The following is a 21,404-nucleotide window of genomic DNA, read 5'->3' on the forward strand; positions in this document are numbered from 1 at the left end:
AGCAGGCCGTCCGGCGTCGGCAGCAGCGCGGGCAGCCACAGATCGGAGCGGTCCCGGACCGCCTCGGCCAGCTCGAATCCGCAGCCGATGACGGCCACCACGCCACCCGGGCGCAGCAGCCGGGCCGCCCCGACCACGCCGGCGTCGTGCTCGGCGGGATCGCCGTCGATCACCATGAGGTCGTAGCCGCCGTCGGTCAACCGGGGCAGCACGTCCAACGCCCGCCCGGCGATGACCCGGCTGCGGGAGGCGGCGTACCCGGCTTCGAGGAAGACCCGGCGGGCGAAGCGCTGATGCTCGGCGTCGGTGTCGATTGTGGTCAGTACGCCGTCCGCCCGCATGCCGCGGAGCAGCCACAGTCCACTCACACCGGTGCCGGTGCCGATCTCGATGACGGCACGGGCGTTCACCATCGCGGCGAACAGCCGCAGCGCAGCACCGGTGGAGGCGGCGATCGGGGCCAGTCCGAGCTCGTGCGCGAGCGTCCGGGCGGTCTGCAGCACGACGTCCTCGGCGAGATAGCTCTCGGCCGCACCGCGTCCGCCCGCCATCGACGGCCCGAGCTGCCTAGACATCACGCCCCTCCCATTTCCCCTGTGGATAGTAGTTGGAGATCGTCAACGAAGCGCTTTGAGGCAGCCAGGTCCGGACAACTCCGGATCTCGCGAAAAATCATCATGAACTACTCATCCATGACATTCTGAGACTCGTGACCGACGGCTGGAACTGGCGCCAGCCCCGCGATGACGACCCCGCTCGGCGCGCCGCCTCCGGCGACGCTCCGGGGCCGCCGACCGAGGGCCGCACCGACGACGGAGTATGGGCGGACCAGGCCTGGTCCGACCCCCAGACCAGCGCGAACTGGGCATCTGGTCCGGTACGCCCGGCCGAACCGGCCGGCGACCACTGGTGGACCGACGCTCGCCGCGATCCGTGGCGGGATCCGTCCGCTCCAGTGACCTTGACGGTGCCGGGGCACACGGACGCGCCTTCCGCCGACCACGTCACCGACGGCGGGTTCTTCTCTCGGCGTACCCTCTGGATCGCCGCCTTGGTGGTCGCGGCCGCGCTCGTGGCCGGCGTGATGGGTGGCGCCCTCGGCGTGGGATTCGCGACCGCAGCCCGCCGCCCGACCGCGGCCTTGAGCAGCTCGAACCACCCCGTGGCCGCACTCGCCCAGCGGCCGCCGCAGTCGTTCGCGGCGATCGCGGCCCGAGTGCTGCCGAGCGTCGTGACGGTACGCGCCCAGATCCCCGGCGGAACCGCGCTGGGCTCGGGATTCGCCGTGGGCGACGGGACTTATGTGATCACGAACGACCATGTGGTCTCGGGCGGATCCAGCCTGTCGATCGTGCGCAACGACGGCAGTTCGATCGCCGCCAAGCTGCTCGGCTCGGACCCCGAATCCGACGTGGCCGTTCTCCGGGTGCCGAAGAGCGGGCTGGAGCCGCTGGAACTCGGCGACTCGACCTCGGTGCAGGTCGGCGACCCGGTGCTGGCGGTCGGCTCGCCGCTGGCCCTGCCCGGCACGGTGACCTCGGGCATCGTCAGCGCGGTCGATCGGCTGCTCGCGGCGGGCGACCCGACGCTGACCCGCTACTACGCCGCCATCCAGACCGACGCGGCGATCAACCATGGCAACTCAGGCGGCCCACTGCTCGACGGCGACGGACAGGTCGTCGGCATCAACTCCGTGATCAAGTCCATGGCGACCGACGACGACTCGGCCGGCAACATCGGGCTGGCCTTCGCGATCCCGATCAACCAGGCCAAGCGCATCGCCGAGGAGATCATCGCCCACGGCAAGGCCCGGCGTACCGTCATCGGGGCCCGGCTCGACGACGCCTTCCGGGGCGTACGCGTGGCTCAGGTCGACCCGGCCGGACCGGCGGCCGATGCGGGCATCAAGGACGGGGACGTGATCGTCTCCCTGGACGGGCACGCCGTGGGCGAACCGGTGGAGTTGATCGCATTGATCCGCAAATATCCGCCCGGATCCAAGGTGTCCGTACGCTACCAGCGCGGTTCTGATCGTAAGGATGTGACGGTGACGCTCGCCGCCGATGCGAAGTAGGCTCGCCGTTAGCGCTTCGGGGTGACTACCCTTGGGCGCGGTGCCCCCCAGCCGTGGCGGGCACGTGCGGCCGCGAGAGAGGCGACGAGGGTGTTCGAGAACCTGGATGCGTGGGAGGTCCTGGTCATCCTCCTGCTCGCGTTGATCGTCTTCGGTGAGAAGCTGCCCAACGTCATCGCCGACGGCGTACGCATGCTGCGGAACCTGCGGAACATGGCGCGCAACGCGACCGGCGACCTCAGCAAGGAACTCGGCACCGACATCAGCCTCGAGGACTTGAACCCGAAGACCTTCCTCCGCAAGCACATCCTCAGCGAGGAAGAAGAGGCGAATCTTCGCAAACCGCTCGAGGGCCTGCTCAACGACGTGAAGCGGGACGTTCAGGGCATCGGTGACGAGCTGAAGTCGACTGCTTCGAACCTCGACCACCGTACGCCGATCCAGTCGTCCGACTCCGCGAGCTCCTCCGGGTCCGGCTCCAACTCCAACGACGGTGGCGGCGCAGCGCCGAACCGGTTCGCCGACGCCACCTGACCAGCGAAACGAAACGAGCCCCGGTGGGAACCGGGGCTCGTTCGCGTCAGACGGTGGGTCAGCGGCGCGCCGGGCTGAGCCCGAGCGGCTTGCCGAGCAGGGACTCCTTGCGTACCGAGAGGCGGTCCGCCACGCCCTGGAGGGCGGCTGCGGCCGGGGCCTCCGGCGCGGCGAGCACGACCGGGTTGCCTTCGTCCCCGCCTTCGCGTACGCGAGTGTCCAGCGGAATCTGGCCCAGCAGCGGCACCGGCGCACCGATCAGCTTCGTCAGCGAGTCGGCGACCGTCTGACCGCCACCCGCCCCGAACAGTTCCATGCGTTCGCCGGTCGGAAGCTCCAAGTAGGACATGTTCTCCACGACGCCGACGACGCGCTGGTGCGTCTGCAACGCGATCGCGCCCGCCCGCTCGGCGACTTCGGCGGCGGCCTGCTGCGGAGTCGTCACGACGAGGATCTCGGCGTTCGGCAGCAACTGGGCCAGCGAGATCGCCACGTCACCGGTGCCCGGCGGCAGGTCGAGCAGCAGGATGTCCAGGTCGCCCCAGTAGACGTCGGCCAGGAACTGCTGGAGGGCCCGGTGCAGCATCGGCCCCCGCCAGACGACGGCGGCGTTGCCGGACGTGAACATGCCGATCGAGATGACCTTCACGCCGTGCGCCTGCGGCGGCATGATCATGTCTTCGACCTGGGTCGGGCTGCCGTCGGCGCCGAGCATCCGGGGCACGGAGTGGCCGTAGATGTCGGCGTCGATCACTCCGACGCTCAGTCCCTTGGCGGCCAGCGCGGCGGCCAGGTTCACCGTCACGCTCGACTTTCCGACGCCACCCTTGCCGGAGGCGACGGCGTACACCCGGGTCCGGGAACCCGGCTGGGCGAACGGGATCACCGGCTCGGCCGCGCCCGGCCCGCGCAGCGACTTCTGCAGGTTCTGCCGCTGCTCGGCCGTCATCACGCCGAACGCGATCTGCACGTCGTCGATGCCGGGGACGGCCGTCACGGCGGCGGTGATGTCCTCGCGCAGTTTGTCCCGCAACGGGCAGCCCGCGATCGTCAGCAGAATGCCGATCGAGGCGGTCGTGCCGTCGACGGCGACGGACTCCACCATGCCCAGATCGGTGATCGGGCGGCGGATCTCGGGGTCGTTGACGGTGGCCAGAGCAGCGTTGATCGCATCGGCGAGCGTCGTGGCAGGCGCGGACATGGATCCCATGCTACGTCCGGGCCGACGGCGTACCGAGCGCGCCGTCGCGCGGTGTGACAGATCACCCCGGACGGCACCGGCTTACGGCAGGATGCCGGCCTCGACGAGGCGGGCGAACTTGCGGAGCGCCCGTTTGAAGCCGACCTTCGAGCCGGGCCAGAGCAGCGGCCACACCGCTTTGCCGACGACACCGCCGGGGAGCTGGAACCATTCGTGCCAGACGACTTGCGTACGCCCACCGGCGAGTGGGGTGCAGCGCAGGACACCCGGTCCGCGCAGCAGCTTGCCGCAGTGCAGTACGCGCAGCTCATAGGGCGCGTCGACCTTCTCGACCCGCATCTCGTCCTTGATCACCGCCGGTCCGGCCTGCGTGATCGCCTCGATCAGACTGCCTTCGCCGCCGTCTCCCTCGACGACGCGTACGGCGGTGAACGGAATCCATTCGCCCTGGCGTTCCCAGGTGAGGAACGCGGCGAAGACCCGTTCGGCCGGCGCGTCGACGATGACGGTCGCGGTGACCTCGCCGGTGCCCGGTTCGTGGGGCGTCGGCGGCATTGCCTCCGAGGTCACCCTCGGGTCACCACCCGATCGCCGTCGTCGGCGTCCGAGTCGGCGGGCTTCTCCGCCCTCTCCTCGGACTTCTCCCCGGCGGCGGGCGCGTCGGTCGGGTGGTCGGCCTCCTCGGCTGCGGCCTCTTCCGCCGCCTCGTCGGACGGTGCCTCATCGGACGGCTTCTCGTCAGACGGCTTGTCATCAGACGGCTTCTCGTCGGAGGCCGCTGGCCACGGCGCGAACGGCCCGTCGGGAACCTCGTCGAAGTCGATCGCGGGCTGACTCGCCCGGATCTCCTCGGCCTTGGCGGGCTTGTCGAGATCGATCAGGCCCGGCTCGTCGATCGACGGCCCGCTCTCGGTCACCGTACCGTCGATCAGCTCGCTCGCCGCGGCGGGCTCCGGCTCACTCGACGCGGCCAGGCGCGCGGCCCGCAGCGAGTCGGCGTCTTCGACCCGGCCGTCGCGCAGCGCCTCGACTTCCGCCGACAGGACGTTGATCAGTTCGTCCTTATAACCGATGTCGTACGCCACGCGCTTGAGCGCGCGGTCGACCTGATCCATCCGGTATCCGCGGAGTGCCACATCGAATGTCACCTTCGCGACATCCTGCTCGACGAGCGGGCGGCTACCGGGCAGCGGACGCCCGCGGCCGTCCGGCTCCACTCCGGCCATTCCGGGGTCACCCCCGCTGACCAGCACCATCACGCCGAAGACGACGGCACCGACGGTGAGGGCGACGACGAGCAGAAGCAGGACTTGAGCCATGCCTGCGATCGTGGCACGAACCCGGGTCAGAAAGCGACCCTGCCACCCGAATTCTCAGGTGTCACTCCCACACCAGAACGCGCTTGCGCCACGCGTACAACAAGCCGAGCGCGAGAACCGCGACGAAGATGGCCATCTCGATCACGGTGGTGAGTCCTTGCCGCAGGTAAACCACGGCCCAGGGGAACAGGAAGACGGCCTCCACCGCGAACAGCAGATACAGGTACGCGTAGAGGTAGTAGCGAATGTGCACCTGCGCCCAGCCACCACCGACCGGATCGAGTCCGCATTCGTACGTGTCGAACTTTCCGGCCCCGTTCGCCGGATTCGCCGGGCGGAGCAGGCGGTTCGCGCCGAACGCAATCACGAAGAAGACCACCGCCACCGCGACCAGCAGTCCCAGGGTCGCGTACGAGCCGAGGTAGCCATCCACGTGCGCAGCATAACCCGCATGTCCACAGGGTGGGCCTGGCGGACCGGCCCCTGAAGTGACAGCGTGGTAACCGACGTACGCTTTCCCCGTAACAGGACCATCCGGCAGGAGGACGCAGGTGGCCAAGGAGACGCAGCAGCTCGATCGCGTGGTGATCCGGTTCGCCGGGGACTCGGGCGACGGCATGCAGTTGACCGGCGACAGATTCACCTCGGAGACAGCGCAGCTCGGCAACGACATCTCCACGCTGCCCAACTTCCCCGCGGAGATCCGGGCGCCCGCCGGCACGCTGCCGGGTGTCTCCAGCTTCCAGGTGCATTTCGCGGACTTCGACATCCTCACTCCGGGTGACGCCCCGAACGTGCTGGTCGCGATGAACCCCGCGGCCTTGAAGGCGAACCTGGCCGACCTGCCCCGGGGCGCGACGATCATCGTCAACACCGACGAGTTCTCCAAGCGCAACCTGCAGAAGGTCGGCTACGACGCGTCGCCGCTGGACGACGGATCGCTCGCCTCCTACCAGGTGCACCCGGTCGCCCTGACGAGCATGACCGTCGGCGCGCTCGCGGATCACCCGATCAGCAAGAAGGACGCCGAGCGGGCCAAGAACATGTTCGCCCTCGGCATGCTGAGCTGGCTGTACTCGCGGCCGCACGAGTCGACGCTGCAATTCCTGCGCAAGAAGTTCGCCGCCCGGCCGGAACTGGTCGCCGCCAACATCGCCGCGTTCGAGGCGGGCTGGTCGTTCGGGGAGACCACCGAGGGCTTCGCCGTCCGCTACGAGGTCAAGCCGGCCAAGATGCACCCCGGGCGGTATCGGAACATCACCGGCAACGCCGGGCTGGCGCTCGGCATCGTGGCCGCCGGCGTACGCGCGAAGCTGCCGGTCGTGCTGGGGGCGTACCCGATCACGCCGGCCTCGGACATCCTGCACGAGTTGAGCAAGCACAAGAAGTTCGGCGTGACCACGGTGCAGGCCGAGGACGAGATCGCCGCCGCGGGCATCGCGCTCGGCGCGTCCTACGGCGGTTCGCTGGGGATCACCACCACCAGTGGACCCGGCGTCGCGCTGAAGAGCGAGACGATCTCCCTGGCGCTGATGCTGGAGCTGCCGCTCGTCGTCGTCGACGTGCAGCGGGCCGGCCCGTCGACCGGGATGCCGACCAAGACCGAGCAGGCCGACCTCAACATGGCGTTGTACGGCCGGCACGGCGAAGCGCCGGTGGCCGTGATCGCCCCGCGTTCGCCGGCGGACTGCTTCGACGCCGCGATCGAGGCGTGCCGGATCGCGCTGACCTACCGGACGCCGGTGCTGCTGTTGTCGGACGGGTACATCGCCAACGGCTCCGAGCCGTGGCTGCTGCCCGAGGTCGACAGCCTCCCCGACCTGCAGGTCCCGTTCGCGACCGAGCCGAACGGCGAGGACGGCAAGTTCCTGCCTTATCTGCGCGACCCGCAGACGCTGGCCCGCCCGTGGGCCGTCCCCGGTACGCCCGGACTCGAACACCGCATCGGCGGGCTCGAGAAGAAGGACGTCACCGGAGACATCTCCTACGACCCGGCCAACCACGACCTCATGGTGCGTACGCGGGCGGCCCGGATCGAGGCGATCGAGGTTCCGGACCTGGTGGTCGAAGATCCTTCCGAGCAGGCCAAGGTGCTCGTCCTGGGCTGGGGGTCGACGTTCGGCCCGATCGGTGCGGCGTGCCGTGATCTGCGTCAGCGGGGGCTCGCCGTCGCTCAGGCGCACCTGCGGCACCTCAACCCGATGCCGGCCAACCTCGGCGAGGTGCTCAAGGCGTACGACCGGGTGGTGATCCCGGAGATGAACCTGGGTCAGCTCGCCCAGGTGATCCGCGGCCGTTACCTCGTCGACGTCGTCGCCTACAACCAGGTACGCGGACTGCCGTTCACGTCCGCCGAACTCGCCTCGATGCTGGAGGAGGTCGTCAAGAATGTCTAGCGTCCCGGTGCAGTTGACCGCCAAGGACTTCAAGTCCGACCAGGAAGTGCGCTGGTGCCCGGGGTGCGGTGACTACGCGATCCTCGCGGCGATGCAGGGCTTCCTGCCGGAGCTGGGCATTCCGAAGGAGCGGATCGTCTTCGTCTCCGGCATCGGCTGCTCCTCCCGCTTCCCGTACTACCTGAACACGTACGGCATGCACTCGATCCACGGGCGCGCGCCGGCCATCGCCACCGGCCTGTCGGTGTCGCGGCCGGACTTGTCGGTGTGGGTGGTGACCGGCGACGGCGACGCGCTGTCGATCGGCGGCAACCACCTGATCCACGCGCTGCGCCGCAACGTCAACCTGAAGATCCTGCTGTTCAACAACCGGATCTACGGCCTGACGAAGGGGCAGTATTCGCCCACCTCCGAGGTCGGCAAGATCACCAAGTCGACGCCGTTCGGTTCGGCCGACGCGCCGTTCAACCCGATCTCGCTGGCGCTCGGGGCGGAGGCGACCTTCGTCGCGCGGACCATCGACTCCGACCGCAAGCACCTTCAGTCGGTGCTGCGGGCGGCGGCCGAGCACAACGGCTCCGCGTTCGTCGAGATCTACCAGAACTGCAACATCTTCAACGACGGCGCGTTCGACGTCCTCAAGGCCCCGGAGACCCGCGACGACTTCGTGATGCCGCTGGATCACGGCCAGCCGATCACCTTCGGTAAAGACCGGGAGTGGTGTGTCGTGCACCCGCCCGGAGGCTTCGGCCTCGAAGTCCGGCGTACGTCCGAAGTGGATGCCTCGGAGATCGTGGTGCACGACGCGACCGTCGCCGAACCGGCGTACGCCTTCGCGCTGTCCCGGCTGCCGGGGCTGGACCTGCGGCATACGCCGATCGGGGTGTTCCGCTCGGTCGACCGCCCGACGTACGACGAAGTCGTCGTCAACCAGGTCGCGGCCGCTCAAGCGAAAGCCGAAGGTACGCCCGAGGACCAGCTTTCCGCGCTGCTCAACGCCGGGGACACCTGGACCATCCTCTGACCCGTTCTTCCGGCTGCAGATCACGGTTACGCAGGCCAAAACCGACTCGGGAAGCCTGCGTAACCGTGATCTGCAGCTAACGGGGGGAGCGTCAGGAGAGGACTAGGCGTACGGCGAACTGCCGGTAGCCGAGCCGCCGGAAGGTGTTCGCCATCGGCACGTTGCCGAGGTCGGTGTCGGCGGCGATCCGGTCCGCCCCGAGGTCGACCAGGTCGGCAGTGATCTCGGCGAGCAGGTCGGCGGCGTACGCGTGACCGCGGTGCTCCGGCACGACGCCGAGGAACCCGACGACGGGTCCGCCGTTGTTGCGCGACGGGATGCCGAAGCCGACGAGGTCACCGGCGGAGTCGTAGGCGAGCTTCCACCAGGATCGCTCGCCCGGCATCTCCTTGTACATGTCCAGGTCTTCCTGGGCGTACCCGGCCAGCCCGGCGCGGGCGATCGCATCGTGGGTGTTGGCGTCGAGGCTGCCCGCCGCGACTCGCTGGAAGACGTCCAGGAACGCCTGGTCGTCCGGCTCCGCCCGGAAGGTCAACCGGGTGGAACGCTCCGGCACCGGAGTGTCGGAGAGCCATTCGAACCGCAGTCGCTCCAGCTCCTGAGTCATGCCTGCCGCTCTCGCCGCAGCCGAGCGGGTGGCCAGGGCGGACTGGATCGCGGCGTCGGAACGCCAGTCCGGGGGCAGGAAGATGTGATACGACGGGGGCTCTTCCCCCGCCGGTGCGGTCGAGGTGACCTGCCGGATCAGCTCCGTCCACAGCGTCACGGAATCCGTTCGGTCTGGCAGTGCGTACAAGCCGTCCAAAGCGAACGGTCTGGACGCGCCGGGAAAGCTCCACCACACCGCGGCCGCGACCAGGCGGCCGCCCTCTTCCGCGACCCAGGTGAAATCGTGGCGATATTGGCCCGCGGCCAGGAGTTCGGTGTAGCGCGCGGGGTGAGCGGTGTTGACGGACTGATCACCGAGCAGGTTGACGAGCTGGTCGAGGTCGTCCTCGACCGAGGTACGGATGAGCAAGATTCCTCCACAGGGGAGGCGCGCCGGCGGCCGCGGTCAGATCGCGGTGCCCTTCGGGGCCCGACGCGCCATATCGACGGTACGCATCGCGACCTCCTCTCTGCGCTCGACGTCGCGCGGTTGACGACCGGCGACGGGCTACGGCAGCTGACGCTAAATGACCTTGGCGTCAGCGTCAAGGGATCTAGACCGGACGGGGTCTCGGACTTACATTGCTAATCACCAATGCGCACCACCCACCTACACCCCCGAGGTGACGTGATGTCCCGTACCCGCCTGGCCCGGTGGGCCACTCCCCTGCTCAGCGCACTGCTCGTCCTCGGCGTCGCAGCGCCCGCCGCCGCGGCCACCTTCGAGCAGAAGGTCGCCGTCGTCACCGGCTTCACGCAGGACTCGCTGTCCAGCTACAACTCCTGGCTGTCCGCCCGGAACAACCAGGCCGCCTGGGCGGACTACGAGCTGGACTGGTCGACCGACCTCTGCTCCAGCTCGCCGGACAACCCGCTCGGCTTCGACTTCAAGCTGTCGTGCGCCCGCCATGACTTCGGCTACCGCAACAACAAGAAGCTGGGCATCTTCACCTCGACCGTCAAGGCCCGGGTCGATCTGGCCTTCTACAACGACCTCAAGCGCAAGTGCGCCACCTACAGCTGGGTGGTCCGCCCGGCCTGCTACAGCCTGGCCTGGACGTACTACGAGGCGGTGAAGAACTTCGGCTCGCTCGCCGCGGTGAAGCAGGCCGACCTCGACAAGGCCGCCAAGATCAAGGCCGACGCGCTGGCCAAGCAGCCGACGCGCTCAAGGGCGTAAGCCCCGGTCGGCCGCGTCGGTCACGAGTTCTCGGGCTGCGACACTCCGTCGAGCAGAACCGTCAGCTCGTGATCGACGCGGCGCGGCGCCTCGATGTCCAGGGCCAGCGAGGACGCGTCCTCCAGGCTCATCGTCGACCCGCGCGCCCAGGCCGCGTCGAAGGCCGCGTCGCCCAAGGCCGCCCGGCTCACCGCCTGCTGCGCGGTCCAATAAGGGCCGAAGATCCCCGGCCCGCGACACAACCGGGCCTTGGCCGCGGCGGCGGCTCCGAAGAGAGTCGCGGCCATTTCATGATCACCACCGAGTACGCAACGCGCCGCCATCGCGCTCACCGCCACGCAGGCCCGGGAATGGAAGCCGTAAGACATCCGGGATCGCAGCGCGATGGACAGGTGGTCGTGGGCCGCGACCAGGTCTCGCCGGCCCAACGCCGCCATGCCCAGCAGCAGGTCCACCGTGCGGCGTCCGCGCTCGGCCGGACGCAGCGCCTCGACCGGGCGGGCCGTCGCGAGCAGTTCGGCGGCTTCGGCGTACGCCCCGCGCAGCCACAGAAGTTCGGCGAGGTTGTAGATCGCGAACAACGCGTCGGCGGTCACCTCACGCGGGCCCGCCCAGGTCAGCAGATCACGGCAGAGCTGCTCCGCCTCGGTCGCCTTGCCCAGGGAGACCAGCGGTCCGGGCTGACCGGCGAGCACCCGGGCGACTGTGCCGGCGTCACCGCTGCGGCGGGCGGCGACCTCGGCGCGCTGGGCGAACCGGATCTCCTCGCTGGTCTCGCCGTCGGCGCAGGCGTGCATCGAATGCGCGTAGTACACCAGCGCCAGCTCGCGGTCGGGCACCTGCTCGCCGGTCTCGGCCAGCCGCGAGTAGAGCCGGAAATGCCAGAGCCGGCCCTCTCGGGCCAGGCCGCGCTCGCGCCACCACTGATCCAGTCCACTGGCGATCCGCAGCCCGAACCGGGCGCTCCCACCGGTGACGCACCAGCGCAGAGCGGCGCGCAACTCGGCAGCCAGCGGATCGAGCGAGTACATCGACAGCGTCACCGGACGGCCGTCGGCGCCCTGTTGCGCCCGTTCGAGCCGGTGCAACGCCCAGCGCAGGTGGCGATCGCGGACGGCGCGTTCCTCGCCTTCGGCGGTCAGACAGCGGCTCGCGAACGCCCGGATCGGGTCGAGCATGCGGTATTCCGACCGGCCCGTGTCCCGCCCGACCTGCAACAGCGACTTGTCGACCAAGGTGGCCAGGGTGTCCAGCGGATCACCGTCCACCCACCACTCGACCGTCTGCAGGTCGACCGGGCCGGCGAAGACCGACAGCCCGCGCAGCAGGGCGGCGGCGGCCGGCGGCAGCGTACGGTAGGACCAGTCCACTGTGGCCTGAAGGGTGGCGTGCCGCCCACTCGGCTCACCCAGCGCCATCGCGGTGCCGTCGATCGCGCCCAGCGGGTCGGGTGCCTTGCCGTCGAGCTCGTTCTCCAGGCGGTCGGCCAATTCGCTCGCCGACAGTACGCGTAGCCGGGCAGCGGCCAGCTCCAACGCCAGCGGCAGCCCGTCGAGGCGAGTGGCGACCCGGCCCAGGGAACGGATCTCGGACTCGGCCGGGGCTCGGCCGCCCCGCGCCGCGGTGGTTCGTTCGACCAGCAGCGCGACGGAGTCAGCGCGCTCCGCGCCGGGCCCGGGTTCGAGGCCGAGCGGCGGAATCCGCCACACCACCTCCCCCGGTACGCTCAACGGCTCCCGGCTGGTGGTGAGGACTTGCACGCCCCGACCGGCCGTCAGCAGTTGAGCGATCACGGCGCGTACGCCCGGCAGCTGTGCCTCGCAGGTGTCGAGCACCAACAGCATCCGGCGAGCTGCGGCGTACTCGACGAGGGTGTCGAGCACCGGCTTGCCGGGTTCGGGGCGCAGACCCAGCGTGTTCATCAGGGTGAACGCGACCAGACCGGGATCGCTGATGGTCGCCATGTCCAGCAGCCACACCCCGTCGGGGAACTGTCCGACCAGGTCACCGGCCACCTCGACGGCGAGCCGGGTCTTGCCGGCTCCGCCCGAGCCGACGACCGTCACGAGCCGCTGATGAGTGGCGAGATCGGACAGCTCGGCGCGTTCGGTGGCGCGGCCGACGAACGGCGTGATCGCCGACGGCAGGTTGTGTGCGGGAGCCTGCGACGTCCGCAGCCGGGGGAAGTGCCGGGTGAGACCCGGTGCGACCAACTGGAACAGCCGCTCGTGCCCGTCGAACCCGCGCAACTTGTGCAGACCGAGGTCAAGCAGCCAGGTCTCGTCGGGCAGCCGCCGCGTCCGGCCGGCCGTCGCCTCGGACAACAGGATCTGCCCGCCATGGGCGGCGTTGGCGACCCGGGCCGCCCGATGAACCTCGTGACTGGCGTACTCCCCGGCGTGGGGCTGGGCGAATCCGGTGTGCAGTCCCATGCGGACTCGCGGCATGGCCTGCTCGCTCGGCCACGCGTACGCGGCCAGATCCCGCTGGCCTTCGGCGCAGGCCAGGACGGCGGCCTCGGGGTCGGTGAAGACGAAGAAGTAGGAGTCGCCCTCGGTGAACAGCTCGACGCCGTCAGCCCGCTGGAGTGCAGACCGCAACAATCGCCGGTGCTCGGCGAGCACCGGTCGATAGCCGTTTCCAAGCATCTGAGCCAGCCGGGTCGAGCCTTCGATGTCCGTGAACAGGAAGGTCACCAACCCGCTAGGCAGATGCCGATCTGCCGACACGAAAACCTCCGCCCCCCTGGAAGTCGGTTCATGGTTTCCGACGCCGAGGTCCTAGCGCCATCGCCGGAACGGATGGCAAGTGATCCATCCAAGGTCCTACCCGGTTCGGGCAGACCCCGCGGTCGCGGCGTCGGCGTGCACCTCACAAAACGAGGACCAGGGCGGCTAGATGTGGCCCGAACGGCCAGATCTGGCCGCATGGGCCATACTCGACGGCGTGACGACCCCTGAACCCACCCGCGAACCCGAGACCCCTCCGGCCGCGCCGCCGTCCGGGGAGCAGTCCGGGAAACAGTCCGTCCCGAAGGTGCGTCCCGCGGTGGCGGCCGCCGGGCGCAAGGTCGCCGAAGGCGGGCGTACCGCGATGGGAGCGGCGCGGCGGCCCCAGGGTCGCCTGATCGCGGGCGGTCTGTTCGTCACCGCCATCGTCACCGCGGTGGTACTGGTCGCCGTGTGGCTCGCCCCGTCGGGCGGCGTACCCACGGCTCAGGAGAGTTCGGCGTCCGCCGGGCCGACCTCGGCCGCACCGTCATCCACGGGCGAGGCGAGTTTCAGCCCGACCCCGACCACCAGTTCGTCACCGCTCCCGCCGAACTCCGGCCTCACCGAATGGGCCGACAAGCTCGCGGTCAAGGTGGAGATCCCGCCGGTGGCGCTGCGCGCTTACGCGTACGCCGAATATGTGCTGACCAACCGCAAGCCGGCGTGCAACCTCCACTGGACGACGATCGCCGCGATCGGCAAGATCGAGACCAACCACGGCCGGGTCGGCGCGTCGACGCTGGGACCGGACGGGCGCGTCCTGCCCCCGATCGTCGGGCCGGCGCTGGACGGCAAGGCGGGCCGGGCCAAGGTCACCGACACCGACGCGGGCGCGCTGGACAACGACCGCGCCTGGGACCACTCCGTGGGACCGCTGCAATTCCTCCCGGCCGCCTGGCGAACGTTCGCCGTCGATGCGGACGGTGACGGAATCGTCGATCCGAACGACATTGACGATGCGGCACTGGCGACCGCCACGAAACTTTGCGAAGCTAATAAGGACCTGTCACAAGCAGCGAATTGGAACGCGGCGATAAAGACGTTTCCCGATCTCTCGGCCAAAGTGCAGCAGGTTTTCGACGCCGCGAACACCTACGGGCAGAAGAGCCGAACATGACCATGAGTAGTCGAGCATGCACTGTGGAGAAAACTTAGGCCTTCCCAAGGCACCTTGCAGCGTGCAAGCTGAACAGGTGAAGGTTCGCGAGTGGGATCCCCGAGTCGCGACGGCCACCGAGATAACCACCGTGGTAGAGACGCTCAACACTGTGATGAGCGTCGACCTCCCCGATGACCCGTCGTGGCGCGATGTGCTGATGCGTGAATATCTCTCGGTCACCATGCCGGGCGAACGCAAGATCACCTGGATCGCCGAGAAAGAGGAAGGCGATCTCGCCCGGGGCATCCCGCTGCTGGGCTTCGCGAGCATCCTGCTGCTCGGCGACATCGGCGTGGTCGAGTGCATCGTCCACCCCGAAATGCGCAAGCAAGGGCTCGGCCGGACACTTCTGCATGCGGTAGTCAGCCGCGCCCACGCCGAGAAGTTCCAGGCGATCGGCGTCGAGGTCCCCGGCGGCACCCCAGGGGTCGAGTTCTACACCGGCCTCGGCTTCCGCAAGGCGTTCACCGAGCAGCGCAGTGTGCTCGACCTCGACACCGTCGACTGGTACGCGCTGGGCGAGCTGGCCAACGGCGTCGCCACCGGCTACACCATCCGGTTCTACCCGGATTCGCCGCCCGACGAGCTGATCGAGGCGTACGCCGCGGCCAAGGCCGAGGTGCAGGACGTCGATCTCGGTGATCTCGACCTGCGACCGAGCTCCTACGAGCCGGATCGGTTACGGGCGAGCCTGGCTTGCCTCCACGCGCGCGGGCTGCGGCCGTACATCGTCGTGGCGGTACATGAGACCACCGGCGTGGTCGCCGGGCTCACCGAGGTCGTGGTGCCGGAACAGCGCCCGATGCGCGCCGATCAGTACGACACCGTCGTCGTCCCCGCTCATCGGGGCTACGGCGTCGGCCGGGCGATCAAGGCGCGGATGCTGTTCGAGCTGCGCTCGGCGGTGCCGTCGCTGCGTCAGGTGCAGACTTGGAACGCGGCGGTCAACGAGCCCCTGCTCAAGGTCAACGCCGAGCTCGGCTTCAGCGCCGACCGCGACTGGCTGGAGTTCGAGGCCGACGTGCCGGATCTCGCTCGCGTCCTGGGCATCGCCTGACCGACGCCCCCACCGCCCGGACTGCAAGATCCGCGCTGGATCACCGATCTGGGGCGAATCTTGCCTCAAGATTCGACCGTGATCCCTGATCCGGCGCCGATCTTGCGAGTGCTGATCAGAGCTGGTGCAGACGGCGGGCGGCGTCCACTGCCCAGTAGGTGAGGATCATGGAGGCGCCGGCGCGCTTGATCGAGTGCAGCGTCTCCATCATGACCCGGTCGCGATCGAGCCAGCCGTTCGCCGCGGCCGCCTCGACCATGGCGTACTCCCCGCTGACCTGATAGGCCGCGACGGGCACGTCCACCCGCTGCCGGACGGCCGACACGACGTCCAGGTAGGGCAGCGCCGGCTTCACCATCACCATGTCGGCGCCCTCGGCGACGTCGAGCTCCACCTCGCGGAGCGACTCCCGCAGGTTGGCCGGGTCCTGCTGGTACGCCCGCCGGTCGCCCTCCAGCGAGGACTCCACCGCGTCACGGAAGGGCCCGAAGAAGGCCGACGCGTACTTCACGGCGTACGCGAGGATGGAGACGTCGATGTAGCCCGCGTCGTCCAGCGCCCGGCGTACCACGCCGACCTGGCCGTCCATCATTCCCGACGGTCCCACGACGTGCACTCCGGCCGCCGCCTGCGCAACCGCCATCTTCGCGTACGCGTCGAGGGTCGCGTCGTTGTCGACGTTTCCGGAGGCGTCGAGCACCCCACAATGCCCGTGCGAAGTGAACTCGTCCAGGCAGAGGTCGCCCATCACCACAGTCGAGTCGCCGACCTCGGCGACGACATCCCGAATGGCGACGTTGAGAATGCCCGAAGGATCGATGCCCCCGGAACCCGACGCGTCCTTACGCTCGGGAATCCCGAACAGCATGATCCCACCGACGCCAGCCTCAACCGCCTCAACAGCAGCCTTCCGCAACGACTCGCGCGAGTGCTGAACGACCCCAGGCATGGAAGCAATGGGCCGCGGCTCGGCCAACCCCTCCTTGACGAACATGGGAAGGATCAACTCAGCCGGATGCAGCCGAGTCTCCGAAACCAGCCGCCGCATCGCCCCACTGCTACGAAGTCGACGCATCCGAATCTCAGGAAACCCCATTTGCCCTCTCCCAATCCGGCTCAACCCGTGGGTTCGGAGCCACTTGGGTGAGTCGCGGAGGGATCAAGCCTGACCGCCCGGAGCGACTCACCCAAGTGGCTCCCTACCTAAAGCGCAACGCCGTCGGACCCTGAACTTTGGACCCACGCCGACTCTTCGGCGGCATAGTCGCCAACTTCTCACGCAGCTCGACCGCGTACGACGCCAGTGCCTCGACCAGGTCGGGAACCGAGGCGTGCTCGGGCTGGACGTCGACCCGGAGACCGAACTCGATCGCCGTGTCGTGCGTCTTCGGCCCGATGACCGCGACGACCGTCCGCTGGTGGGGCTTGCCTGCGATGCCGACCAGGTTCCGGACGGTGGACGACGAGGTGAACAGGACCGCGTCGAACCCGCCCTGCTTGATCGCGTTGCGGATCTCCTCCGGCGGCGGGGCGGCCCGGACGGTCCGGTACGCCGTCACGTCGTCGACCTCCCAGCCCATTTCCGTCAGCCCGGCGACCAGGGTCTCCGTCGCGATGTCCGCCCGCGGCAGGAGGATGCGCCCGACCGGGTCGAGCATCTCGTCGTGCGGGGCGAACTCGGCGAGCAGGCCTTCCGAGGTCTGTTCGGTGCCCGGGATCAGCTCCGGCTGGATGCCGAAGGACCGGACCGCCTCAGCGGTGGCCTCGCCGATGCAGGCGATCTTCACGCCGCCGAAGTGGCGCGCGTCGAGCCCGTGCTCGGCGAACTTCTCCCAGACTGCCTTTACGGCGTTCACGCTGGTGAAGATGGTCCAGGCGTACCGGCCGTCGACGAGGCCCTTGATGGCGCGTTCCATCTGGGCCGGCGTACGCGGCGGTTCGACCGCGATGGTCGGCACCTCGCACGGGATCGCCCCGTACGCCCGCAGCCGTTCACTCATCGCGCCGGCCTGCTCCTTCGTACGCGGCACGAGTACGCGCCACCCGTAGAGCGGGCGGTTCTCCCACCAGCCGAGCTTGTCTCGCAGCTGTACGCCGGTGCCGACGGAGAGCACCGCGCGGCCGCTGAAGCCGAGGGCGGCGGCGACGAAGCTGTCGACGGTCGACACCGTCGTGTACTGCGTCTCCCCGGTGCCGTCGCCGGTGATGGCCACCGGCGTCGACCCCTCTACGCCACTCGCCAGCAGCCCATCGCGTACCGATGCCAGATCGCCGGCGTCGACGCTGAGCGCGATCGACCCACGGCGCAGGCCCGCCGCCAAGGCCGGGAAATCAACCTCGGCGATGTCTTCGATGTCCGCGACCGTGCGCACCCCGGCGAGCGGGACCCCCGCGTAGGTCGCGACGCCCGCGGCCTGGCTGACCCCCGGCACCACGGCGAAGCGGACGGCGGTCCGCGCCACCGCTTGGACCTCGCGGACCACGGACTCGTGGCCGAACGGGTCGCCGGAGACGAGGTGGACCGCGTTGCGGCCGGACTTGGCCTCGTTGAGCAGCACCTTCGCGACGTCGCCGGAAGCGCCTTCGGCCGGAGACCATTCGGCCTCAGGCGGTACTACCTCCCGCAGTGCGGTGAGGAGCGTTTCGGGTACGCCACGGTCGTAGACGACGTGATCGGCGTCGGCCAAGGCGTCGTAGGCCCGGCGGGTGACCAGGCCGGGATCGCCCGGACCGGCTCCGACGAACGCGATGTGGCCGGCCGGCTTACGGGTGCGGGTCATTGTGCACTCCCAGGTACAGCATCATTCTCATCCGTCTTTCCGCCGTCGAAGGCGAAGAGACGATCTGCGCCCGCCGCGAGCAGGTCCGCGGCGAGAAGCCGGCCGATTTGCTCGGCGTCGGCGAAGGTGCCCGTGCGCGACAGCCGGATGGCGTGACGGCCGTCTTCACTGAAGACCGCGCCGCGCAGGTAGATCTCTTCTTCACTTATCTCGGCCAACCCGGCGATCGGCGCGGAGCAACCGGCCTCGAGTTGAGCGAGCAGGCCGCGCTCGGCGGCCACAGCCGCCCGCGTGGCCGGGTGGTCGAGCGCACTGAGCGCCGCCACCAGGTCGGTGTCGTCGGCCCGGCACTCCACCGCCAGCGCGCCCTGAGCGGGGGCGGGCAGCATGAGCATCGGGTCGAGCGCCTCGGTCGCCTCGGCGGACCGGCCCAGCCGATCGAGACCGGCCTTGGCCAGCACAATCGCGTCCAGTTCGCCCGAGGCGACCCGACGCAGCCGGGAATCCACGTTGCCCCGGATCGGCGTCGTACGCAAGCCGAGCCCCAGCGCCTGGAGCTGGGCGATCCGCCGCAGCGCGCCGGTGCCGACGAGCGAGCTCGGCGGCAGTTCGGCCAGGGTCAGGCCGTCCCGGGCGACGAGCACGTCCCGTGGGTCGGCCCGCTCCGGCACAGCCGCGATGATCAGGTCGTCGACCGGCGCGGTCGGCAAGTCCTTGTACGAGTGGACGGCGAAGTCGATCTCCTTCGCCTGGAGGGCGTCGCGCAGCGCGGAGACGAAGACCCCCACGCCGAGGCGCTGCACCGGCGCGGCCGAGCGATCCCCCGGCGTGACGATCTCGACGAGCTCCACCGTGTGGCCGGTCGCCGCGGTCACCGCGTCGGCGACCATCTGCGACTGGGCCAGGGCCAGTGCGGAACCCCTCGTCCCGAGACGAAGCTTCACGGCGCACCATCCTCTTCCAGCTTCGCTGTTCCCAGCTCTTCCGGGGCGCGACTCGCGGGATCTTCCGGCCCGCGGTCCCCTGGCGGCACGGCCTCGAAGATCACCGCGACGTTCTCGCCCTTGGGCATGACCGCGCCGCTCGGCCCGGCCTCCGGCTCCCCCAGGCCACCGGCCGGCACCGACAGGCCGAACAGGTCACGCAACAACTTCGGGTACGCCTCACCGCCGGGCCCGGCCGCAAGCTGCCGTACGCGGACGGTCGGCTCGTGCAGCAGCCGCTGGACGATGCGGTGCATGGCGTGGGCGACCTCGGCCCGCTGATCCGCGGTCAGGTCGGAGCGCCGCGCCAGCCGACCCATCTCGGCCTCGACGAGCTCGTCCGCGCGCGCCCGGAGGGCGGCCACCGTCGGGGCCACCTGCGAGCCGCGCAGCCAGGTCAGGAACGCCTCGACCTCGGCGGCGACGATGGTCTCCGCCTCGTCGACGATGTGCGACGCGTGCCCGTGCGCCCCGCCCGCCTCGGCGAGGTGCTCGATGTCGATCACCGTCACGCCGGGCAACTGCTTGACGGCCGGTTCGACGTCTCTCGGTACGGCGAGGTCGATGATGACCGGGCGGCCACCCGACTCGGCGACCATGGCGGCCGTCAGGACGTGCCCGATCGAGGCGGTCGCGGTCACCACGACGTCCGCCTCGGCCAGCAGCTTGGGCAGCTGGTCGAACGGGGCGGCCGTGACGGCGTACAGCTCGGCGAGGCGCTCGGCGCGATCGGAGCCCCGGTTGACGATCGTGACCTGATCCACCGCGGCTCGGGTCAGGGCCGACACGGCGAGCGAACCCATGGCTCCGGCCCCGATGACGAGCGCACGGGCTCCGGCGAGCCGCCCGGCCTGGGCCAGCGCTGCCGTCACCATGCTGCGGGGAGCCTGGTCGATGCCGGTCTCGGCGTGGGCCCGCTTGCCGACGCGCAGCGCCTGCTGCAGCAGTTCGTGCAGGAGGCGGCCGACCGTCTCGGACTCGGTCGCGGCGGCGTACGCGTCGCGCAGCTGACCGAGGATCTGGGCTTCGCCGACGACCATGGAGTCCAGTCCGGCGGCTACGCGGTAGACGTGCGAGACCGCGTCGGCACCGTGGTGGACGTAGAGACTTCCGGCCAGTTCGTCCGCGCTCACTCCGGACTGTTCGGCCAGCGCGGCGACGACCTGGCTCAGACCGGGGTGGAACGCGGGTACAGCCGCGTACACCTCGACGCGGTTGCACGTCGAGACGAGGGCGACCTCGGCGACGTGCGGGCCGCCGACCAGCCCGCGCAGCAGCCGGTGCTGCTCGGCGGGCGGTACGCTCAGCCGCTCCAGCAGCGGCACGCTGGCACTGCGGTAGGACGCTCCGACGACGATCAGGTTCACGCTGGCACCTCCCCAGGTCGGACCGCGGATCCGCGCGCAACGCCGGCGGCGTGACCGGTGCCGTTGCCCTTGCGGTTCGCGATTCCGTTGCCGTTGGCCTTGCGGTGCTCGTTCCCGTTGGCCTTGCGGTGCTCATGGAACGACAGGATCTGCAGCTCGACCGCGAGGTCGACCTTGCGTACGTCGACGCCCTCCGGTACGGAGAGCACACACGGGGCGAAGTTCAGGATGCTGGTGACTCCGGCCGCCACAAGCTGGTCCGCGACGCCCTGCGCGGCGCGTGCCGGGGTGGCGATCACGCCGATCGCGATCCGCTCCTGCGCCACCGTGTCGGCGAGCTGATCGATATGCCGGACGGCAAGCCCGTGCACCAGCTCTCCGATGCGGGCGGGATCGGCGTCGAACAGGGCGACTATCTCGAATCCCCGGCTGGCGAATCCGGCGTACCCGGCGAGGGCGTGCCCGAGGTTACCGAGACCGACCAGGGCCACGCCCCGGTGGATCGTGAGGCCGAGCACATGCTCGATCTGCTCGACGAGCCGGGCGATGTCGTAGCCGACGCCCCGGGTGCCGTAGGACCCCAGATGCGACAGGTCTTTGCGCAGCTTGGCCGAGTTCACACCGGCCGCCGCAGCAAGGCCCTCGCTGGAGGTCGTGTCCTGCCCGCTCTCCAGCATTTGGTGCAAAGACCGCAGGTACTCCGGCAGCCGAGCGACCGTAGCGTCCGGCAGATCCGGAAAGTCCGGACCCGCACCGTTACGGGTACTCAGTCCGGCTTCTCCACCGGAACGCTGCTGGCTCATGTGACTCCGTGCCGACTCGGCTTGCATTCGCTTGACCCCACCACACGCACGCCGACCGGCTGTGCTATCGGGGCCCGTCGCGGTAACAGAGTAGGCGCTTGTGAAGAC

General features: G+C 69.6%; 19 protein-coding genes. 7 read left to right on the plus strand and 12 right to left on the minus strand.

Annotated elements, in window-relative coordinates; translation table 11 throughout:
• Positions 1-575 (minus strand): class I SAM-dependent methyltransferase (locus HOV77_RS08580; RefSeq protein WP_290860015.1); only part of this gene is annotated, 575 nt, incomplete at its 3' end.
• A gap of 134 nt (positions 576-709) precedes the next feature.
• Here HOV77_RS08580 and HOV77_RS08585 point away from each other — a divergent pair.
• Together HOV77_RS08585 and HOV77_RS08590 are read left to right on the plus strand one after the other, a co-directional pair.
• Positions 710-2,074, plus strand: coding sequence for a trypsin-like peptidase domain-containing protein (locus HOV77_RS08585; protein WP_290860017.1), 1,365 nt, complete (start codon positions 710-712; stop codon positions 2,072-2,074).
• A gap of 90 nt (positions 2,075-2,164) precedes the next feature.
• Entirely contained in the window at positions 2,165-2,608 is a 444-nt protein-coding gene (locus tag HOV77_RS08590; protein ID WP_290860020.1) for a preprotein translocase subunit TatB, read from the plus strand.
• A gap of 58 nt (positions 2,609-2,666) precedes the next feature.
• On the opposite strand, the gene HOV77_RS08595 is transcribed toward HOV77_RS08590, so the two are convergent.
• The 4 genes from HOV77_RS08595 to HOV77_RS08610 form a co-directional block, all read right to left on the minus strand.
• Complete coding sequence (locus HOV77_RS08595; protein WP_290860023.1) at positions 2,667-3,809, minus strand: Mrp/NBP35 family ATP-binding protein; 1,143 nt, start codon at positions 3,807-3,809, stop codon at positions 2,667-2,669.
• 81 nt (positions 3,810-3,890) lie between these two features.
• Positions 3,891-4,364, minus strand: a complete 474-nt coding sequence (locus HOV77_RS08600) for an SRPBCC family protein (protein ID WP_290860582.1) — start codon at positions 4,362-4,364, stop codon at positions 3,891-3,893.
• A gap of 11 nt (positions 4,365-4,375) precedes the next feature.
• On the minus strand, positions 4,376-5,128 hold the full coding sequence (locus HOV77_RS08605) for a DivIVA domain-containing protein (protein ID WP_290860025.1): 753 nt from the start codon (positions 5,126-5,128) through the stop codon (positions 4,376-4,378).
• Positions 5,129-5,189: 61 nt separating this feature from the next.
• Positions 5,190-5,561 carry an NADH-quinone oxidoreductase subunit A gene (locus tag HOV77_RS08610; protein WP_290860028.1) on the minus strand — a complete coding sequence of 124 codons (372 nt, stop codon included), beginning with the start codon at positions 5,559-5,561 and terminating at the stop codon, positions 5,190-5,192.
• A 118-nt stretch (positions 5,562-5,679) separates the two neighbouring features.
• On the opposite strand from HOV77_RS08610, the gene HOV77_RS08615 reads away from it, so the two are divergent.
• Together HOV77_RS08615 and HOV77_RS08620 are read left to right on the plus strand one after the other, a co-directional pair.
• Positions 5,680-7,524 carry a 2-oxoacid:acceptor oxidoreductase subunit alpha gene (locus HOV77_RS08615; protein WP_290860030.1) on the plus strand — a complete coding sequence of 615 codons (1,845 nt, stop codon included), beginning with the start codon at positions 5,680-5,682 and terminating at the stop codon, positions 7,522-7,524.
• Positions 7,517-8,548 (plus strand): 2-oxoacid:ferredoxin oxidoreductase subunit beta, encoded by a 1,032-nt coding sequence (locus HOV77_RS08620; RefSeq protein ID WP_290860033.1) that lies wholly within the window; start codon positions 7,517-7,519, stop codon positions 8,546-8,548. Before HOV77_RS08615 ends, HOV77_RS08620 begins: the two co-directional genes overlap by 8 nt.
• Positions 8,549-8,639: 91 nt before the next feature.
• Here HOV77_RS08620 and HOV77_RS08625 read toward each other — a convergent pair whose 3' ends face one another.
• Entirely contained in the window at positions 8,640-9,566 is a 927-nt protein-coding gene (locus tag HOV77_RS08625) for a GNAT family N-acetyltransferase (protein WP_290860035.1), read from the minus strand.
• 261 nt (positions 9,567-9,827) lie between these two features.
• On the opposite strand from HOV77_RS08625, the gene HOV77_RS08630 reads away from it, so the two are divergent.
• A complete protein-coding gene (locus tag HOV77_RS08630) occupies positions 9,828-10,376 on the plus strand; it encodes a phospholipase (RefSeq protein ID WP_290860037.1) in 549 nt (182 codons plus the stop codon).
• Positions 10,377-10,396: 20 nt separating this feature from the next.
• Here HOV77_RS08630 and HOV77_RS08635 read toward each other — a convergent pair whose 3' ends face one another.
• A complete protein-coding gene (locus HOV77_RS08635) occupies positions 10,397-13,105 on the minus strand; it encodes an adenylate/guanylate cyclase domain-containing protein (protein WP_290860039.1) in 2,709 nt (902 codons plus the stop codon).
• 217 nt (positions 13,106-13,322) lie between these two features.
• On the opposite strand from HOV77_RS08635, the gene HOV77_RS08640 reads away from it, so the two are divergent.
• Together HOV77_RS08640 and HOV77_RS08645 are read left to right on the plus strand one after the other, a co-directional pair.
• Complete coding sequence (locus tag HOV77_RS08640; protein ID WP_290860041.1) at positions 13,323-14,264, plus strand: lytic murein transglycosylase; 942 nt, start codon at positions 13,323-13,325, stop codon at positions 14,262-14,264.
• Positions 14,265-14,340: 76 nt separating this feature from the next.
• The gene (locus tag HOV77_RS08645) at positions 14,341-15,363 is read left to right on the plus strand and encodes a GNAT family N-acetyltransferase (protein WP_290860043.1); all 1,023 of its coding nucleotides are present in this window, start codon (positions 14,341-14,343) and stop codon (positions 15,361-15,363) included.
• Between the two features lie 115 nt (positions 15,364-15,478).
• On the opposite strand, the gene hemB is transcribed toward HOV77_RS08645, so the two are convergent.
• The 5 genes from hemB to HOV77_RS08670 form a co-directional block, all read right to left on the minus strand.
• The gene (gene hemB / locus HOV77_RS08650) at positions 15,479-16,459 is read right to left on the minus strand and encodes a porphobilinogen synthase (RefSeq protein ID WP_290860045.1); all 981 of its coding nucleotides are present in this window, start codon (positions 16,457-16,459) and stop codon (positions 15,479-15,481) included.
• A gap of 103 nt (positions 16,460-16,562) precedes the next feature.
• The gene (locus tag HOV77_RS08655) at positions 16,563-18,143 is read right to left on the minus strand and encodes a uroporphyrinogen-III synthase (protein WP_290860047.1); all 1,581 of its coding nucleotides are present in this window, start codon (positions 18,141-18,143) and stop codon (positions 16,563-16,565) included.
• Complete coding sequence (gene hemC / locus HOV77_RS08660) at positions 18,140-19,087, minus strand: hydroxymethylbilane synthase (protein ID WP_290860049.1); 948 nt, start codon at positions 19,085-19,087, stop codon at positions 18,140-18,142. The genes HOV77_RS08655 and hemC overlap by 4 nt, the downstream gene beginning before the upstream one ends.
• Positions 19,084-20,493, minus strand: a complete 1,410-nt coding sequence (locus tag HOV77_RS08665; RefSeq protein WP_290860051.1) for a glutamyl-tRNA reductase — start codon at positions 20,491-20,493, stop codon at positions 19,084-19,086. Before HOV77_RS08665 ends, hemC begins: the two co-directional genes overlap by 4 nt.
• Positions 20,490-21,296: a redox-sensing transcriptional repressor Rex gene (locus HOV77_RS08670; RefSeq protein WP_290860054.1), complete on the minus strand. Its 807-nt coding sequence runs from the start codon at positions 21,294-21,296 to the stop codon at positions 20,490-20,492. Before HOV77_RS08670 ends, HOV77_RS08665 begins: the two co-directional genes overlap by 4 nt.
• Positions 21,297-21,404: the final 108 nt, after the last annotated feature.

The organism is Hamadaea sp. (assembly GCF_013362815.1).
Lineage (GTDB): Bacteria > Actinomycetota > Actinomycetes > Mycobacteriales > Micromonosporaceae > Hamadaea.

Excerpts from the sequence above, each read along its gene's own strand:
- HOV77_RS08655 (WP_290860047.1), bottom strand. The coding sequence starts at position 18,143 with ATGACCCGCACCCGTAAGCCGGCCGGCCACATCGCGTTCGTCGGAGCC.
- HOV77_RS08630 (WP_290860037.1), top strand. The coding sequence starts at position 9,828 with ATGTCCCGTACCCGCCTGGCCCGGTGGGCCACTCCCCTGCTCAGCGCA.
- HOV77_RS08600 (WP_290860582.1), bottom strand. The coding sequence starts at position 4,364 with ATGCCGCCGACGCCCCACGAACCGGGCACCGGCGAGGTCACCGCGACC.
- HOV77_RS08605 (WP_290860025.1), bottom strand. The coding sequence starts at position 5,128 with ATGGCTCAAGTCCTGCTTCTGCTCGTCGTCGCCCTCACCGTCGGTGCC.
- HOV77_RS08620 (WP_290860033.1), top strand. The coding sequence starts at position 7,517 with ATGTCTAGCGTCCCGGTGCAGTTGACCGCCAAGGACTTCAAGTCCGAC.
- HOV77_RS08595 (WP_290860023.1), bottom strand. The coding sequence starts at position 3,809 with ATGTCCGCGCCTGCCACGACGCTCGCCGATGCGATCAACGCTGCTCTG.
- hemB (WP_290860045.1), bottom strand. The coding sequence starts at position 16,459 with ATGGGGTTTCCTGAGATTCGGATGCGTCGACTTCGTAGCAGTGGGGCG.
- HOV77_RS08670 (WP_290860054.1), bottom strand. The coding sequence starts at position 21,296 with ATGAGCCAGCAGCGTTCCGGTGGAGAAGCCGGACTGAGTACCCGTAAC.